Origin of the sequence: Staphylococcus xylosus, assembly GCF_002732165.1 — a bacterium.
Taxonomy (GTDB): Bacteria; Bacillota; Bacilli; order Staphylococcales; family Staphylococcaceae; genus Staphylococcus; species Staphylococcus xylosus.
This window is the reverse complement of sequence record NZ_MRZO01000003.1, coordinates 330,438-349,123: the sequence shown is the minus strand read 5'-3', so window position 1 is coordinate 349,123 and position 18,686 is coordinate 330,438. Positions and strand designations below refer to the sequence as shown.

Annotated in this window: 18 protein-coding genes and 1 pseudogene; 4 read left to right on the top strand and 15 right to left on the bottom strand. The window is 33.0% G+C overall.

Annotated features, from left to right (window positions below; genetic code table 11):
* Positions 1-21: 21 nt before the first annotated feature.
* The 5 genes from BTM19_RS06695 to BTM19_RS06675 form a co-directional block, all read right to left on the bottom strand.
* Positions 22-948: a DUF979 domain-containing protein gene (locus BTM19_RS06695; RefSeq protein ID WP_029378331.1), complete on the bottom strand. Its 927-nt coding sequence runs from the start codon at positions 946-948 to the stop codon at positions 22-24.
* A complete protein-coding gene (locus BTM19_RS06690; RefSeq protein ID WP_029378330.1) occupies positions 941-1,645 on the bottom strand; it encodes a DUF969 domain-containing protein in 705 nt (234 codons plus the stop codon). The genes BTM19_RS06695 and BTM19_RS06690 overlap by 8 nt, the downstream gene beginning before the upstream one ends.
* 274 nt (positions 1,646-1,919) lie before the next feature.
* Positions 1,920-2,360 carry a DUF805 domain-containing protein gene (locus tag BTM19_RS06685; protein WP_058625875.1) on the bottom strand — a complete coding sequence of 147 codons (441 nt, stop codon included), beginning with the start codon at positions 2,358-2,360 and terminating at the stop codon, positions 1,920-1,922.
* A 143-nt stretch (positions 2,361-2,503) separates the two neighbouring features.
* A complete protein-coding gene (locus BTM19_RS06680; RefSeq protein WP_058625876.1) occupies positions 2,504-4,102 on the bottom strand; it encodes a M20/M25/M40 family metallo-hydrolase in 1,599 nt (532 codons plus the stop codon).
* Positions 4,103-4,323: 221 nt separating this feature from the next.
* Positions 4,324-5,715: an MFS transporter gene (locus BTM19_RS06675; protein ID WP_058625877.1), complete on the bottom strand. Its 1,392-nt coding sequence runs from the start codon at positions 5,713-5,715 to the stop codon at positions 4,324-4,326.
* Positions 5,716-6,154: 439 nt separating this feature from the next.
* On the opposite strand from BTM19_RS06675, the gene BTM19_RS06670 reads away from it, so the two are divergent.
* The 4 genes from BTM19_RS06670 (at position 6,155) to lrgB (ending at position 9,936) form a co-directional block, all read left to right on the top strand.
* Complete coding sequence (locus BTM19_RS06670) at positions 6,155-7,906, top strand: sensor histidine kinase (RefSeq protein WP_029378326.1); 1,752 nt, start codon at positions 6,155-6,157, stop codon at positions 7,904-7,906.
* A 2-nt stretch (positions 7,907-7,908) separates the two neighbouring features.
* Positions 7,909-8,673, top strand: coding sequence for a response regulator transcription factor LytR (locus BTM19_RS06665; RefSeq protein ID WP_029378325.1), 765 nt, complete (start codon positions 7,909-7,911; stop codon positions 8,671-8,673).
* Positions 8,674-8,794: 121 nt separating this feature from the next.
* Positions 8,795-9,238: an antiholin-like murein hydrolase modulator LrgA gene (gene lrgA, locus BTM19_RS06660; RefSeq protein WP_029378324.1), complete on the top strand. Its 444-nt coding sequence runs from the start codon at positions 8,795-8,797 to the stop codon at positions 9,236-9,238.
* Complete coding sequence (gene lrgB, locus BTM19_RS06655) at positions 9,235-9,936, top strand: antiholin-like protein LrgB (RefSeq protein ID WP_029378323.1); 702 nt, start codon at positions 9,235-9,237, stop codon at positions 9,934-9,936. The genes lrgA and lrgB overlap by 4 nt, the downstream gene beginning before the upstream one ends.
* A gap of 137 nt (positions 9,937-10,073) precedes the next feature.
* Here lrgB and BTM19_RS06650 read toward each other — a convergent pair whose 3' ends face one another.
* The 10 genes and pseudogenes from BTM19_RS06650 to BTM19_RS06605 all read right to left on the bottom strand — a co-directional run bounded on the left by BTM19_RS06650 (position 10,074) and on the right by BTM19_RS06605 (position 18,531).
* Complete coding sequence (locus BTM19_RS06650) at positions 10,074-10,832, bottom strand: alpha/beta hydrolase (RefSeq protein ID WP_029378322.1); 759 nt, start codon at positions 10,830-10,832, stop codon at positions 10,074-10,076.
* Between the two features lie 18 nt (positions 10,833-10,850).
* A complete protein-coding gene (locus BTM19_RS06645) occupies positions 10,851-11,543 on the bottom strand; it encodes an ABC transporter permease (RefSeq protein WP_029378321.1) in 693 nt (230 codons plus the stop codon).
* Positions 11,543-12,487 (bottom strand): osmoprotectant ABC transporter substrate-binding protein, encoded by a 945-nt coding sequence (locus BTM19_RS06640; RefSeq protein ID WP_029378320.1) that lies wholly within the window; start codon positions 12,485-12,487, stop codon positions 11,543-11,545. Before BTM19_RS06640 ends, BTM19_RS06645 begins: the two co-directional genes overlap by 1 nt.
* Positions 12,488-12,502: 15 nt before the next feature.
* Entirely contained in the window at positions 12,503-13,138 is a 636-nt protein-coding gene (locus tag BTM19_RS06635; protein ID WP_017722793.1) for an ABC transporter permease, read from the bottom strand.
* Positions 13,138-14,322: a betaine/proline/choline family ABC transporter ATP-binding protein gene (locus BTM19_RS06630; protein WP_029378319.1), complete on the bottom strand. Its 1,185-nt coding sequence runs from the start codon at positions 14,320-14,322 to the stop codon at positions 13,138-13,140. Before BTM19_RS06630 ends, BTM19_RS06635 begins: the two co-directional genes overlap by 1 nt.
* Before the next feature lie 292 nt (positions 14,323-14,614).
* Positions 14,615-15,082 carry a thioesterase family protein gene (locus tag BTM19_RS06625; protein WP_058625878.1) on the bottom strand — a complete coding sequence of 156 codons (468 nt, stop codon included), beginning with the start codon at positions 15,080-15,082 and terminating at the stop codon, positions 14,615-14,617.
* Between the two features lies 1 nt (position 15,083).
* The gene (locus BTM19_RS06620; protein ID WP_029378317.1) at positions 15,084-16,046 is read right to left on the bottom strand and encodes a 3-hydroxyacyl-CoA dehydrogenase NAD-binding domain-containing protein; all 963 of its coding nucleotides are present in this window, start codon (positions 16,044-16,046) and stop codon (positions 15,084-15,086) included.
* Positions 16,043-16,933: a beta-keto acid cleavage family enzyme gene (locus tag BTM19_RS06615; protein WP_029378316.1), complete on the bottom strand. Its 891-nt coding sequence runs from the start codon at positions 16,931-16,933 to the stop codon at positions 16,043-16,045. Before BTM19_RS06615 ends, BTM19_RS06620 begins: the two co-directional genes overlap by 4 nt.
* Positions 16,934-17,126: 193 nt before the next feature.
* Positions 17,127-17,675 (bottom strand): TetR/AcrR family transcriptional regulator, encoded by a 549-nt coding sequence (locus BTM19_RS06610; protein ID WP_029378315.1) that lies wholly within the window; start codon positions 17,673-17,675, stop codon positions 17,127-17,129.
* A 259-nt stretch (positions 17,676-17,934) separates the two neighbouring features.
* A pseudogene (locus tag BTM19_RS06605) lies at positions 17,935-18,531 on the bottom strand (YdeI/OmpD-associated family protein).
* Positions 18,532-18,686 lie beyond the last annotated feature (155 nt).

Sequence of the window (18,686 nt, the reverse complement as noted above, 5' to 3'; positions counted from 1 at the left end):
CCCCTTTTTAATTGAAATCAGTTAAAACGCCCATACATACATTAAGCCAATATGTATTACTATAAGTATAAGTGCAATCGGTGCTTGTGCTTTGATAACACCAAATTCTTGTTTCATTTCCAACAATGCTACCGGCAATGTATTGAAATTAGCTGCCATCGGTGTTAATAGAGTGCCACAGAATCCACCTGTCATAGCTAGTGCACCTGCGATAACAGGATCTCCACCTTGTGCGATAACAAACGGAATACCGATACTTGCAGTAATTACTGTAAAGGCTGCAAAAGCATTTCCCATTAACATAGTAAAAAATACCATACCTAATATATATGCAGCTGCACCTACCAAGTGATTTCCTTCAGGTAATATCGATGAAATACCTTTCGATATGACATCTCCAACTCCACTTACTGTAAATAATACACCTAAAGCAGCTAAAAATTGAGGTAATATACCCACAGTACCAATTTGTTGTGTTAGTCGATCACTATCATAAAATACATATTTTATTTTAGGTTTAATTACTATATATGCAGCTATTAACCCTAATATAGAAGAAACACCTAAACCTATTGCGCCACCTAAAGGGGTCCAATTTGAAACAGCTATCGCCGCAATTGCTAAGATAACAGCTGGAATAAATAGCTTATTTCCATATTTTCGAGCACCATGCACCCCTTCTTCTTCAGTTACATCGACAATATTATTAATTGTCACTTGTTTAAATAAAGTCAGTATCCCCATGATTAAAATAAATAAACCATTAATTACATTTGGAATATACGGACCAACAATAAATGTTGCAGCTAGCAAAATCCAAAATAATGCTGTGCCATATTTCTTTTTATGTGTAGAAGATTTCAAAATTCGAAACGCAGTGTATAGTAATTGTAAACCTATTAAAATATAAAAAACTTCTAAGATATTATTTAATACTTGTTCACTCATCACGTTTCACCTGCTTTGAGTCATATTTTTTATCTAAATATTTATCAAATCTTATATTATTAAGCCAGACAAGCACTAATACAATTAGTGCTATGGGTACTGAAGCCAACACTAATTCAATTGCATCTACTTTAATGCCTAATGATTGAAATGTCCCTACCATTAATAAAACCCCTGCAGCACCAACGAATAAGTTTTGTCCAAAGAAGTTTCCATAGTTTTCCATTGCAGAAGTTTGTGCCTTTATCTTTTCAATGTCTGATTCATCAACTTCATCGTCTTTCAAATTATATCTAGTTTTTAACGCACCTTGAACCATTGGATTAATCAGTGGACGCACAAATTGAGGATGACCACCGATTCGTATTGAAGCCACGCCAGCTATTTCTCTAATTAATAAATATATTGTCATCAGACGCCCACTTGTAACTCGTTTCACCTTTCCTATCATGTTAGAAGCTTGTTTTTTTAAACCGAATCGTTCGATCAAACCGACCATCGGTAACGTTAATATAAATAATGTAACTAAACGATTATCAACAAACGCCTTACCTAGTGTTTCTAAAATGGAATAAAAATCTAACCCAGATACGATACCAGTAACAACAGCAGCAATTAAAATTACTGCAATCGTATCAATCTTAAACAGGAACCCCAATATAATAATTAGAATACCAATTAACTTTAACCACTCCATAAAACCCCTCCTTATGCCTACATTATAATTTTAAATTTTCTAAATACAATAAAAATCATCAAAAATTCAATGGTTTATAACCTTTTGTCATAATTATTAATAATTTTAAATATTACTAATAGAAAAAGGGCAACACACATAAGTGTATCGCCCCATAATCCCGTATAAAGAATAGTGACTTGTGTAAATCAATGGCTAATAACCATTTATCCAACTTGCCCTCTATTTTTCTAACTTCACATATTTTTTAATTTAAATACCAAAGAAAATAAAATTATAACCATTTTAATTCTGAATCAGCAACATTACGTGATGGTAATAATGTTTCTACCACAAGGATAATTGTACAGATTAACGAAATAATATTTAATGATATTGCAACGCTATTGATTTGAATAATATCAAAGGTAATATTAACAAATATAGATAGTACAATTAATATAATTGCTGTTGCACGTTTTCTACCGGCATCATAAAACCTGCGCAATGTAATGGTAAACATAGGTATGATTATTGCAAGAGCAAATATACCTACAAAAGCCGATAATATTGCCGCTACAATAAAGTTACCTGTAATAAAGCAAATGATACCGATGAGCGCAATGATAAATATACTAATGATATGAATTAATACCGGTGTCCAAAATTCTAGTCTATTTGATTTGCCATTAAAATCTATATATTTTCTCCAAAAATCTTTGTATGCCTCTAGCATGTGCTTACCACTCCATTTTCTTCTTGTGGAACTTTTAAAGTACATATCTTTACTGATATATCGTAATACCCTATTTTTCAAAACTTATACTAAAAATATTAGTAAATTTAAAAACATTATATCAAGTAATTACTTATTTTGTTTTAAATATATGACTTTACGATACGAGTTAATACAAATGGTAATTCTACAAATGCACTATTCTTATGTAGTCTTTCACTCAATTTATGTGCATCTTTACCGATTGGTCCGCAGAGTATGGTTGGCGCACTAATAACTTGTATTGCTTCAAAAGGAATCGAATAAGTTTGATTAAAATTAGGCGCGTTTTGCTGATAAGTAACTATTTGAGACATGTCGCCTGAAAAATTTAAATAGCTACTATCACTAATACCATTAAAATAATGAACACGTTCACTTTTACGTTGAAATTGTTCTTGTAAAGTTTGGCGAACCAATTCAATAGTTTGCTCAACTTTTGCATCATAAGACGTATTAACTGCAGGATAATATGGTGTTGCAAAAAAAGTCACGACCGCAGGCGCAATATTTCTACAGATTTGCATTAATCTATCTGTTACTTTAATACTTTGTAAATGTAGATCTTTAGTTTGTTGTATCACTTCTGCTATTTCTTTATTTATAAATGCTTCACCATGATGTTTAATCGCATATGTTTTCAATTGTTCAAATGTTAGTACGTTAATTTTAGTATCAAAAGGAATATCTTCACTTTCTAAAATCGATAACCAATCACTTTCACAGCGTTCTGTTGCTTTAATAACTGTATCTATAAATTGCCTATATAAGTCAGCAGGTCTCTGTTTGAAAAGGAACATATTAAATAATGCCATTGTTCTAAATGGTGTTTGTACATCATATGTTTGCTTAATATCTTTTGTCATTAATGAAACAGGCAAAGGTGTCGTTTCATTTTCAAATGTTTCTTTAAACTCATCATTATATTCTATCGCTTGATTAATATAACTCATCATAAAGTTAGAACTTAATCCATCCATTGGGTTTCCTACATGCGTTTCTTTTCCATAACATAATACACCTGGCATTATTTTCCCAATAGAGCCAGAGTATATATAATGATGTTCATCTGCGCTAGCTTGTTGGAAAGTAGGTTCACTATTTAAATGAAGCTGAATATCTAGCTGATGTTGTTGTTTTAGTCTAGCAATCGTCTCTACAGCTTTGCGCATACCTGAAGAATTCACTTCTTCATCTGGTACAGTGACTAAAATCAAATTAATATCCCATGCTTCAATACTTGCTTGTTCTATTAAAGATAAATGCAACATTAAACCTGCTTTCATATCCATTACACCACGACCAAATAAATATGTATCACGATTTAAATCTTCAATGGCATCTTCACTGAGGTAACTACTATTATCTTTAAATATTTCCTTTAATGCATCAGGATCAAAAGCATGCTCACTATATGAGCCAAAATCTTCTACACCAACTGTATCAAAATGACTGATTAGTACGATTGTCTTTTTAGAAGTAGGTGCCTGATAAAAAGCTACAACAGCTTCTTTTTTATCTTCAGTAGCTTCAAGTAATATTTGAGATTGATGCTGTTGAAAATACTCCAATTTTAATAGCAGATTCTTTACAAAATTAGGAAATGTAATCTCACCTTGAGTACTAGTAACTGTTTCATGTTTAACTAAACTTTTTAATAAATTCAATCTATCTTCATAAGTTTGCCATAGTTGCTGTGCCATATAACCCCTCCTCATGCAAACGCTTACTTAATTATAATATGTTTTTTATTCCATAAGCAATATATTCCCGTGAAAAGCTTTTTAAAATTAATACTCCTCCGCTTAATATAATATGAACAACAAAAAATAAAAAACGGAATTACGCAATCAATATTATAAATTGACTTCGTAACCCCGTTTCGACAATAAAAAATTATAATTTAAAGTTCTATAGATTTACATTAATTATTAAATTGATTTTTTGGTACTAATATGAGTACTGCTAAAAATGCGATAATCGCTAATGCTGCATTGAACCACAATCCCATCATTGCTCCTACTTGTATATTAGATACTACAGTCATAACAGTAAAGATAGTACCAGATAATGCGACACCAAATGAATTTCCTAATGATGATGCCATTTTATACACACCAGATGCAACGCCTACTTTATCTTCTGGCGCAGTTGATACTGCTGTATCTGTCGATGGTGTTGCATACATACCTAATCCCATACCATAGATTAAATAACCTATTATACACACTACAATATAAGCTGGTGTAGGTAAAAACGTAAATGAAATTAAAATAATACCAATAGCATTAAGTGCTGCACCAATTAGCATTGGTCTTCTTGGACCAATCTTTTGTAACACTTTTTCTCCGACTCTAATCATTACAAGTACCGCTACTAAATACGTAATAGACATGACTCCAGACTGGAAAGAACTAAAATGTAATCCAGATTGGAAATACGTATTAGCAACAATAAGTGTCCCTGCTACTGCATTTAATAAAAAGTTGGAAATTGTAGCACCACTATAACCTTTATGTTTAAATAGTTTAAAATCTATAAGTGGATTTTTAACTTTGCCTTCATAATATAAAAAACAAAGTGCTGAAATCACAAACACAACAATTAGTGTCATGATAAATGGCGAGAAAAGCCCATAATTCGATGATTCTGTGATAATCAAATTAATACTTAGCATTCCAATAATTAAAATAATAAGGCCTACTATATCAAATTTAGCTTTTTTTGTTTCTTCTGTTTGTATAGCTTTTGTTTCTGGAGTATGTCTCATTAAGTACATTGCCATTAATGCTACAATAATTGAAATAATGAATATTGATCTCCAACCAATAAAGGTAGACATTACACCACCAAATAATGAACAAACTCCAGTCCCTCCCCAAGAACCGATTGACCAATAACTCAATGCCCGTTGACGCCGACTACCAATATAATATTCATTGATAATAGCCAAAGTTGAAGGCATAATACATGCTGCAGATAATCCTTGAATCGCACGACCAACAACAAGTAATGGCATAAATCCTGGTATTATGATTAATAACGAACCAACAATACTTAATATTAATCCGATATAGGTCATTTTCACCCTGCCATATCTATCAGCAAGTCCTCCTGTTCCTACTACAAATAAACCACATAATAATGCAGTTAAACTCACAGCCACATTTATTGTTCCATAATTAGTATCAAATGATGATTCTAAATCTGGAATAATATTTACTAATGATTGTGCAAACAACCAAAATGTAATAACTCCTAAGAAAATACCTACAAGAAGTTTATTATCTCCTTCAAACGAATGTGTTGATTCCATATGCTTTTTTCCTCCTATTTTCCCGTAAACACATAGATCACATTTCAAAAAAGGTATACACGCCTTTAACGCTATCTTCCTTACAAACTGAAAAACCGCTAAAAAAGTCTATATCTATTTCAAAAATAATCTTTTAAGATGCAATTGACTTAAAATTCCGTAATAATTATATACAATTAATTTTATATTAATATCTACATTTTTTACAAATCCTTTTAAAAGCCAATATTAATAAAATAACACTTCACTCGCAATAATGCTAAAGAACTGCGTCAATTATGTATTTATTTACATAGAGAGTAATTTGATTCTCCTACTCTAATCACTGGTATGATGGGTCTTTAGGATATAATCTAAATAAAATAATTCACATAAAACTCATAGTTTTATAAAATTCTGTATAATCAACCATGACAAACTAATTAAAAAAGGTGAAATCATGTTAAATTTATTTATCTTATTATTAGAACGTGTTGGTTTAATTATACTGATTGCATATATTTTAATGAATATTAATCATTTTAAATCAATGATGAATGACCGAGAAAAGCGACGTTCACAATGGCAACTGATTATCATATTCGGTTGTTTCTCTATGCTTTCAAACTTTACCGGAGTACAAATTCGTGGTGCTGAAATTATTAACGGCACGGTCTATAATCATTTGAGTCCTGATGCGTCGTTAGCTAACACACGCGTATTAACAATTGGAGTATCTGGGTTAATTGGTGGCCCTTTCGTCGCCTTAGCTGTATCACTAATTTCAGGCATTTATCGTGTCTATATCGGAGGTGCAGATGCATACATATATTTAATTTCTTCAATTATTATTGCACTTGTTTCTGGTTATTTTGGTCATAAAGCTATGCGAGCTAACAGATATCCAACAATTGTAAAAGGCGCGCTCATCGGTGGTGCTACAGAAATTATTCAGATGCTTTGCATTTTAGTATTTTCCGATAATACTTTACACGCATGGACGTTAGTAAAACTTATTGCCTTACCTATGATTTCCATTAATTCAATAGGTACAGCTATATTTTTATCAATCATCCTTTCTACGATTAAGAAAGAAGAAGAAACCCGTGCAATCCAAACTCATGATGTCTTACAATTGGCTAACCAAACATTGCCTTATTTCCGTTCAGGTTTAAATGAGCAATCTGCTAAACAAGCTGCTGAAATTATTTTAAATTTAATGCGAGTTTCAGCCGTTGCTATTACAAATCGTAAAGATATACTAACCCACGTTGGTGTTGCAAGTAATCATCACGTTGCACAAAAAACAATTATTACAGATTTATCAAAAATTGCTATTCAAACTGGCACTTTAAAAGAAGCATATTCAAGTAAAGAAATTGGTTGTAACCACCCTGGCTGTCCGTTAGAGGCTGCTATTGTTGTGCCATTATATGTAAAAAATGAAGTCGTTGGTACACTAAAACTCTATTTTACTAACAAGCATGACGTTAACTTTTCAGATAAACAGCTAGCAACAGGACTGGCAGATATATTTTCTAGCCAACTTGAACTGGGTCAAGCTGAAACGCAAAATGCGTTAATAAGAGATGCTGAGATTAAGTCGCTCCAAGCTCAAGTCAATCCTCACTTTTTCTTTAACTCAATTAACACTATTTCGGCATTAGTACGAATCGATAGCGAAAAAGCACGAGAATTATTATTACAACTCAGTCAATTTTTCCGTTCAAACTTACAAGGTACACGTAATAACACTATTTCTTTAGAAAAAGAATTACAGCAGGTTGAGGCTTATTTATCATTAGAACAAGCGCGTTATCCAGATCGATTTAATGTTAGTTTTGATATCGATGATTCAAGCTATGGTGCTTTAGTCCCCCCTTTTGCAATTCAAATACTTGTTGAAAATGCAATTAAACATGCATTTAAAAATAGAAAATATGATAACAATATTATTGTAAAAGCCCACCAAAATAACTACGGATTAAATATTTCTGTCTCAGATAATGGACAAGGCATACCAGTAAATAAACTTGATAAAATTGGAAAAACTAGTGTTTATTCAGAATCTGGTACAGGAAGTGCGTTAGAAAATTTAAATCAAAGATTAGATGGTTTATTTGGCTATAAAGCTAAACTTCAATTTGAATCAAATAAACAAGGTACAAAAGTAAGTTGCACAATTCCGCATCACACTACAGAGGAGGGATAAATATGAAAGCAATTATCGTAGATGATGAACCGCTAGCACGTAATGAACTACACTATTTATTAAATAAGATTCGTTCTTTTGACTTAATTAAAGAAGCCGAAAATATCTCTGAAACTTTAGAATTATTACTTTATGATAACTACGACGTTATTTTTTTAGACATTAATTTAATGGATGAAAGCGGTCTTGATTTAGCCAATAAAATCAAAAAAATGAAGCATCGCCCTTTGATTATTTTCGCAACTGCACATGACACTTTTGCAGTAAAAGCGTTTGAATTAGATGCTATTGACTATATTTTGAAACCATTTGAACAACAAAGAATCGCACAAGCTATCCATAAAGTTGAACAAGTGCTTCACCCAAATATTGAAAAACAAAATTTTATAAATAATGATAATAACCCTAATGATTCACATAACAAACTTGAAAATACGCCCAACGTACTCCCTATAGAAGTTAACGAGCGTATTCATATTATCAATTTAGATGATATTATCGCAATTTCCGTCAATAATGGGGTCACAACAATTAATACAACGCTTGATGAATTTGATACTTCTGAACCACTGAATTATTACGAAAAAAAATTAGATACTACTCAATTTATGAGAATTCATCGTGCCACTTTAATTAACAAAACACATATTCAAACAATTGAGCATTGGTTTAACTATACCTATCAATTAACCATGACCAATCAATTAAAATTCCAAGTAAGTCGCTCTTACATGAAACCATTTAAACAAGACATGGGACTATCTTGATTTTCAAGTTCTAATTTATGCATTTCGGAGTCAACGTCTAGTAAGTCGCTCGCGAATCCAACAAAAGTAATCGCTTTCATTTTATAATTAACCCAAGATCAATACGGGAGGAACTTTAATTATGGAAGCAAACAAACAACAAAATACAGAACAAACTCAACATTCAAAAACATATAATTTTTTCCATCAAGCACTTGTAATTGCTATTATTATGCTTATTTCAAATATTATCGAAAGTTTCATGCCAATTCCTATGCCCGCTTCAGTTATAGGTCTTGTGCTACTATTTATAGCACTATGTACAGGTGTTATTAAACTTGGTCAAGTCGAGAAAGTCGGTACAACGTTAACAAACAATATTGGTTTCCTATTTGTACCAGCAGGTGTATCAGTTATTAATTCACTAGGCATTTTAAGTACGAGCCCTATCCTGATTATTTTATTAATCATTATTTCAACACTCTTATTATTATTATGTACAGGATTCTTTGCTCAAATGCTTATAACTAAATCCTTTATTCCAAGAAAAAGACTACAAAAACAACTTGCGGAGGATAAATTATGATTGAACATTTAGCTATTAACACGCCTTATTTCGGTATCTTACTTTCACTGATACCATTTATTATTGCTACATTTTTATTTAAAAAAACTAATGGTTTTTTCTTATTCACACCGTTATTTGTAAGTATGGTAGTAGGTATAGCATTTCTAAAATTAACTGGTATAGATTATGCAAATTACAAAATAGGTGGCGACATCATTAATTTCTTCCTAGAACCAGCAACTATATGTTTTGCTATTCCTTTATATAAAAAACGTGATGTTTTAAAAAAATACTGGAAACAAGTATTAGGCGGTATTACATTAGGTACTACGGCAGCTCTAATTTGCATTTACTTAATAGCTGAAGCATTCCAATTTTCTAATGGCATTATTGCATCTATGTTACCTCAAGGTGCGACAACTGCTATCGCACTACCTGTTTCAGCAGATATCGGCGGAATTAAAGAATTAACTTCATTAGCTGTTATATTAAATGGCGTAATTATTTACGCACTCGGCACAAAGTTAATCAAATTATTTAATATTACTAATCCTATCGCGCGTGGCCTTGCGCTTGGCACAAGTGGTCATTCTTTGGGTGTTTCTTCAGCTCAAGAGTTTGGTGAAACCGAAGCTTCAATGGCATCTATTTCATTAGTTATTGTCGGTGTGATTGTAGTAGTTGTTGCTCCAATTCTTGCAACAATTTTACTTTAAAGAAAATATATTGTAATGACAATTAGCCTTTGTCTCATCGTTTGTACGTTCAATCTTTTCAAAATAAAACCACCTCAATCATTTTTATGATTGAGGTGGTTTTTTATTTATGATAAATCATTATTATAATTTATTATTTATCCTACGAACCATTCAATTGCACGTTTTACTGCCTTGTCCCAATAAGCATAATCATGCTTACCAGGTCCATCTTCAAATTGATAAGGGACATTTTGTTTGTCCAAATATGCTATAAATTGCTTATTATCTTCGTAGAGTTGATCTTCTGTTCCACACATAATAAGTAACTCTGGTATTACTTTGCTTTCAGCTACTGCTTGATCGACTAAATAATACGGATCAAGTTCTGTGTCCTGTGTCATTTTGTCTACACCTGCAATTGCTTGGCCTGAAAAGTCGTTCCAATCAATGTCTATAAAGGATTGTGCATTAAATACAGATGATAATGGGCAAGCTTTAGCAAAACGATGGCCTTGTATTAAGGCATATTTTATCGTTCCATATCCTCCCATAGAATGCCCAGCAATAAAGTTATCTTCTCTCTTCTGTGATAACGGTAAGATTTGATGTGCATAGTCTAATACTTCTAATACATAATCAAAGTATTTATGACCAAATTTCATATTACTATAACCACTATGGTCAGCATTAGGCATAATAACTGCAATTTGATGGTCATTTGCATAACGTTCAATGCTTGTATAGCGCATATAAGATGTTTCATCACTCGATAAGCCATGTAACAATAACATTGTCTTTAATTGTTTTGGCTCTGTCTCCGTATTAAAATAGCTAACATCTTCAGGTAAAATTGCTATAAATGAATGATTCATACCAATGGTTTTGGATTTGTAATTTATCGTTAACAACGCCATATGACTTCACTACTTTCATTACTGATTAATACCCTGAGGTCTATGCTTTTGTTTCTTCTGTGTTCTATTCGTGGGGTCTAATCGTTTTTCTAATAATCTTAATACAACATCTATTAAAATTGCAATTAATGCGATAGGTATGGCACCAGCTAAAATAAATGTCGTGCCATCTGTAGCATTTGTTCCACGAATTACAATGTCACCTAATGTCGGTGCACCAATGAATGATCCAACAGCGACAACTCCAATAGCTACGACAAGTGCAATTCTGAGTCCGCCTAAGATAACAGATAAAGCTAATGGTAACTCTATCATGCGTAAGACTTGGTTGCGTGTCATACCCATACCTTTACCAGCATCTTTAATATTTTCATCTACGCCCACGATACCTGTAAAAGTATTTTTAATAATTGGTAATAAAGCGTATAAGAATACCGTTACTACTACAGTCGTTGGCCCTAGACCCATAACTAACATCAAAATAGCAAGCATCGCTATAACAGGTACGGTTTGTATAATATTCGCTATCGTAATAATCGTCCATGACAGTTTCTTATATCTAGCTATAATAATACCTAATGGGATACCTACAATAGCTGCAAATAACACACCATACACAGACATAAGTAAATGTTTAATAAATAAATCCCAAAGGTAGCCAAAGTTTACTGAATAATATTCGACTAATTGCTGTAATAAATTACCCTCCATTAGTTTTGACCACCCTTCTTATCATTTTCAAAATAGTTATGTTTTTTCAAGAAGTTTTCTGCAACAACTGCCGGCTCTTTGCCCTTACCATCAGCTTGATAATTAAGCTCTTGCATTTCACTTGTTGAAATCGTATTCTCTAACTTATTTATAATCGGTTTTAACTCAGGATATTTATCTAATAATTCATTTGTAGCTACCGAACTAGCTGCATAAGGTGGGAAAAAGCGTCTATCATCTTTCAATACTTTTAAATCATATGCCGCAATTCTACCATCTGTTGAATATCCTACTGCTACATCAAGGTTTTTAGAATTTAAAGCATCATATACTAAACCAATTTGCATCGGTCTAACAGTATTAAATTTAAAACCATACTCTTTCGTAAACCCTGGATAACCATCGCCTTCACGATTTAACCATGAACTATCGACGCCTAGTTTTAATTCATCACTATGTGCTTTCAAATCAGATACTGTTTCCAAGTTATATTTTTTAGCTGTTTCTTTTGTAACCATAAACGCATATGTATTTGCAAAACCATACGAGTTAAAGAATGTTTGATTAAACTTCTCTTGGAAACCATCTTGGGTAACTTCCATTGCTTTTTTTGGATCTTTAATAGGATCTTCATTTAATGCACCTGTTAAGTCTGTACCATTGTAACGAGCCCCAGACATATTAGCATCACCATTTACAAGAGCGTTGTGTTGAATTGTACTTGATCCTAAGTTATTTATTAATGTTGGTTTAATCTTTCCATCTGTATCATGTTCTATTAAAAGTCTCAGCATATGAGACATAATTTGTGATTCACTCGTCGCAAGCGCTGTAATCTTGACTTCGTTGTCTGAGCTATTTCCACCTAAACCGGGTAAACTACATCCAGATAACACCGTCAGACACAGTACAAGCGCGATACAATACTGTTTCAATCGTTTCATAATGTCCTCCTTAATTTATCTGGATACTTTTAATCCTTTTGGCACTGCCCATTTTTCAACTAACGATAGTAATAAATCAACAATTAATGCCAATGCTGTGACAAGCACTGCAGCACTTACAATCATCAATGGATCGTATAAGTTTAATCCATTAAATACAAAGTCACCTAAACCGCCGGCACCGACATAACTTGCAAGTGTGGCCCAGCTGATTACATAAACTGATGATAATCTAATACCACCTAAAATCAGCGGTAAGGCTAATGGCAATTCTACGTCTTTCATTAATTGAAAACGAGTCATCCCCATACTTATCGCCGCTTCTTTAATATTACTATCGATATTTTTAACACCTAATACAGTATTATTTAATATTGGTAAAAGTACATAGATAAATAAAGCGATGATTGCTGGTAATTTTCCCACACCAAAAATTGGTATCATGACTGCAAGTACAGCTAATGTAGGAATCGTTTGTAGTACACCAGCAACTGTAAGCACAATATTTGAAGTTCGTTTCATCTTGGATAGAATTATGCCTAATGGCACAGCTACTACAATGGCAATCAACAAAGCGATCATTGAGATATAAAAGTGTTCTACTGTTTTAGAAATCAGTTGACCACCATATTGCTCTATGAATTGTTTCATTATATATCAGCTCCTACATTATCGGCCTCTACAATTGCAGCTTCAGTAGCGCTAACATCCTCATCTAATTCTCCCCAAATGCTGTCATAAACGATATCTACTAAGTTGGCTCTCGTTACTAATCCAATCAATGTTTTGCCATCACTATCCACTACTGGCACATTTCTTACATTTCTCTTAAGGATTGTACGAACAGAGTCTTGTAACTTACTGTCTATTCTCACTCTATAAATATCACGTTGCATCATATCAATAAGGTCTTTATTTGTTCTTAAACCTTGATTGATATCTTCAATATCTAAATAACCTAATAATCTGCTATTATTACCTACTACAAAAATAGTATCGACACGACGTGCTCTCATAATTTCTACCGCTTCATTCAATGTACTATCTGCATGTACTGTCACTGGTTTAATCATCGCATCTTTAACCGTACGCATGTTAGGTCTATCTTGTATCAATCTATTTTGACCAATAAAGTCACGTACAAAGTCGTTAGCTGGGTGACGTAAAATATTGTCAGGTGTGTCATATTGAATCACTTGACCTTCTGACATAATACAAATTTTGTCGGCTAGCTTAATCGCCTCATCCATATCATGCGTGACAAATATAAATGTTTTACCTAGTTTTTGTTGTAACTCTTTAACTAAATCTTGTAGCGTATCTCTAGTAATTGGATCCAATGCCCCAAAAGGCTCGTCCATCAGAATAACATCTTGCTCAGCTGCTAATGCTCTAACAACACCAATACGCTGTTGTTGACCACCAGAAAGTTGCGATGGGTATCTATCTAAAAATTCTTCAGGTAAGTCGACTAATTTAATTAATTCTTTTGCCTTTTTTTCTTTTTTTTCTTGTGACCATTTCAACAATTTAGGTACTAAAACAATATTTTCTCTAATAGTCATATGTGGCATCAATCCGATTTGTTGAATAACGTAACCAATTTTTCTACGTAATTCTACTGGGTTCATCTTTCGAACATCTTTGCCATTAATTGTAATTTGTCCCTCAGTCGCTTCTATCATTCTATTTATCATTCTTAAGGCAGTTGTTTTACCACTACCACTCGTACCAATAAATGCTATAAATTCACCAGATTCAACCTCTAATGAAATATTATCCACAGCTTTTTTACCGCCGCCATAAACTTTAGATAAGTTTTTAATACTTAACATGGGTCAGTTCCTTTCTATGTACATATTCAATTTCAACTATTTCCTAATAAATTTAGGGCTACTTGTGGATGTTATACAAATCCTAAAATAAGTAAAAACATGAGCACATATAGCCCTAATTTATTCATGTTCCGCTAAATACATATAAATAAATAGCCATTTTTTCGTAGATGTTTTATCAACCTATATATAACAAGATACATCAATTAATAAAATTAAACAATTTATAATGATGAATTTTGTTTCTCAATACATTCAAAAATCGTTTTATTCAATAGCCTAAAATTTATTTTCATTTAATCCCAATATGATGGCCAAGTTCTTCAGGTTGATGTTGGATCGATGCTATATCTGCATAAAATTCAACTGATTTTCTAATAGTTTCTGGAAATGGCTTTGGTTTATTAGATTCAGTATCCATCCCCATTAACATCACTTCATATGTCGCACATCTGTCATTTCGCTCATTATTTAATGTCATAAATACGTGTAAGCGCTTTGCATCAAAATCAAACAACTCTACTGTGACAGTGATAGACTCATTTACTTTTATTTCTTTTAAATACATCACGTGATTTTCAAGTGTGAATATTGTATATTTCAATTGTTCGATTGCTTGTAAATCTAACCCCAAAGTAGCTAACCACGCGTCTGTTGCATCGCTGAATACACGATTATACTCAGCATCATTCATATGACCATTATGATCTACCCAAATTTGTTTTACTGTTGTTGTATATTCAAATAGTGATTGAGTCATATTAATACACCGACTGATTATTTTTTTTCATTGAAGGAGTGTCTTCTGGCCAATACGTTTCTGCAAGTTGTTTAACTTTAACTAAAAATTCATTACGTTTTTGGTCAAGTTCTGACATCGTTTGTCCTTGTGATGAAGATTCACATCCATTGACGACTTCATCATAAAGTTCTTGTGTTAATTCAGGAGCCAATAACTTAGTCCAAGGTTTTTTCAATGCAGGGCCAAATTGTTTTAACATATGACGCATACCGCCCTCACCACCAGCTAAATGGAAAGTCATAAACGGACCATATTGTGCATAACGTAATCCAGCTGCGTGGGTAAATGCTTTATCTACTTCTTCTGTAGTAGCGATGCCATCATTGACTATATGCAACGCTTCTCTCCATAAAGCCTCCATCAATCTGTCAGCCACATGTCCTTCTATTTCATGTCTCACATGTAGTACATCCATACCAATACTCTCGTAAATTGTTTCAGCTTTTTCAGTTGTTTCTTCTGTAGTTAGTTTACCAGGAACAATTTCAACTAAAGGTAAAATATACACAGGATGGAATGGGTGTGCTACCACTAGCCTTTCTGGATGTTGTAAATTCTTTTGTAATTCTGAAGGCATAATACCCGATGTACTAGAACCTATTATCGCATCAGGCTTTGCATAAAAATCTATCTCAGTTAATACTTGATCTTTTATCGATTCAATTTCTGGCACATTTTCTTGAATGTGATCTGCATCTTTAACTGCTTCTTCTAAATGAGGTGTGAACGTTAAGTTTTCTAAAGATGCATTTTCTGCTAAACCAAGTTGTTCGGCATATGGCCAATTTTGTTTCACTTGTTTCAACATACTTTCAAATGCTTTTTCACTCGGATCAGTCGCAATGACTTCATGTCCATGTGCTAACATTCTTGTAATCCAACCGCTACCGATTACACCTGTACCTACAACTGCAAACTTCATTTTGTACCTCCTTGTGGCGCTCTAAGCTGATACTTTTCACGCGCCTCTGCTGGTGTCATCGGCTCAATGTCTAAATCTTTAAGTATTGCTACTGCTTTTTCAACAAGTTGCTCGTTAGAAGCTTTTACACCTTTTGCTAAATATAAATTGTCCTCTAAACCAACACGAACATTACCACCACGTTTTGCTGCTTCCTCTACAGTTGGAAATTGCATTCTTCCAATACCAAATGCTGACCACTCTGCATTTTCAGGTATACGTGTTTTAAAATATTCTATCGTTTCTGTATCATTCTCAGCGCCCCATGGTATACCTAAACAGAATTGGAATAATGGCGTACCTTCTATAAGCCCTTCATTTATCAATTGTTTCGCAAAAGAAATATGGCCACTATCAAAGCACTCTAATTCTGGTTTAACACCTGCATCTTTGACCAATTGCGCTTGTTTCCTTAACCAATCTGCAGGGCTCAAATAAATAGCATCCCCCATGTTGACACTACCACAATCTAATGTACACATTTCAGGTAATAATGTGCCAACTGGTTCATGTCGCTCATCAGGGGTTTGCAAATCGGATCCTTTTTCTGCTTTATATGGATTATCAAGGCTCGGAATGAAATCTCCGCCTCCACCTGACGTAATATTGATAATGATATCTTCATCGGCAGCTCTAATTAGTCTTACTGCTTCTCTAAAAAACTCCACATTATGACTAATGCCCCCTGTTTCTGGATCCCTCGCATGAATATGTGCTACAGTAGCACCTGCCTTCGCACATTTAATTGCAGAATCAGCAATTTCTTGTGGTGTTACAGGGACATGCTTATTTTTATCTACAGTATCTCCAGCACCTGTCAATGCTGCTGTTAGCATAACTTTTTTCATTGTTATAAACCTCCAAGAGAGTTTTTAATACATCGGTTAGTGTACCAACTGGACGGTTTAGTTTCAAGCCTTTAGAGATTCAAAAAAAGGGATAATCAACTTTAAATTGTCGATTATCCCTTTAGCAACAGTATTTACCATAGCTTATTCATTTTATTATTTTTTTATAAATTACATAGGTTCAAAGAATAATTTAGTCATTTTTATCAATTTGAGTATATTCGGTCAACCTGTCCAAGACTTTTTCTCTCATCGATTCATCTAAATTATCTAAACCGAAAATTTCTGACAACCACAATCCATCAACTGCCAACCTAATTATTGTAGCGTCTACTTTATCTAGACCATCATTTTCAATATTATGTTGCCATTCTTTGTATGTGTCCTGTAATGGTAATAGTAAATTACTGTTTATGCCTTGGGCAGCAAGCATACCAGATGTAATCGAACCATTTTCAGCACGATGTTCACGAGTTGCTTCGATAAAAGCACGAACCCATTTACCATTCTTATTATTATCTTTTTCTACATGTTCATTAACATTGTTGCGATATAGTTCATCTGCATGATCAACAAGCCCTTGTATTAACGCAAATTTATTTTGAAAATGATACAATAAACCACCCTTACTGACACCAGCTTTTTTAGCAACAGCATCTAAAGTTAAATATTCACTACCTTGTTCATCCACGATAGTTGCAGCTGCCTGTAATAATTGTATCCGTTTGGAAACTCTTGGCATTCATACACCTTCTTTCTCAATGTACTATCTGACCTGTTGTCTCGTAGTATTTTATATTCGAGCAAACTATATACGATAAACACTAAAGTTGCAACTTTATTTTTCTATAACTTCTAAATTAAAGACATAGGTATATTATCATATTTTATAATATATTTTATTTTAAATACGTTGCCATGTCACTTGTAATAAGAAGGATAATTAAAGGCTGAGACACTAATTATGAGCCCCAGCCGTAGTATTTTACGCGTTTTAAAAATTATTTATCATTTATGCCTTTACCATCTAAAATATGATTTATATATTTCAACACGCGATCCTCACGCGTTGAAGCTCTTTTAGCCTGTCCAATGTAATACATATATTGTCTCTGTCTACCAGGAGTTAACTGATGAAATGCTTTTTCTAATTCCGGCCTTTCCTCAAATTTTGCTTGTAATTCTACTGGCATTTCGTAGTCTTTTGTTTCTTTCATTGGCACTTTTTCACCTGATTTTTCAATTCTTATGGCTTCTTCAATATACCATTTAATTTCTTCTCTACGTCTTTCGATATCTTCTAAACTTTCAAAGCGTAATTATCTAGCTGCCTGGACATTTTTAGTTTGTTGAATCAACGTTTGATAAGGATCTTCCATAATTGTACCTTTTTCAAATAACAATGCACAATAGTGCTTGAAGTCTTGGACAATCACTACGTTTTTACCTTCTAATGTATAACAAGGGTGCATCCATTTATAATCCTCAACTAATTCCGTTTCTCTAATAATTTCACGCATCAATTTAAATTCATCTTGCCACTGTTTTAATCTATCGATAAATGCATCTACTTTTATATGATTTTGTTGATTTGTCATAGCAATTGCACCTCATTATATTTTTCATTTATTTTCATTCTACTATAAAACGCTCTATTTCGGTTATTTTTATCTTTAAACCAAGTTTTCCGATTGATGTACTATGAATTAGGCGCATATTATGTTATGATTTTTTTATTATTTTTACAATTACA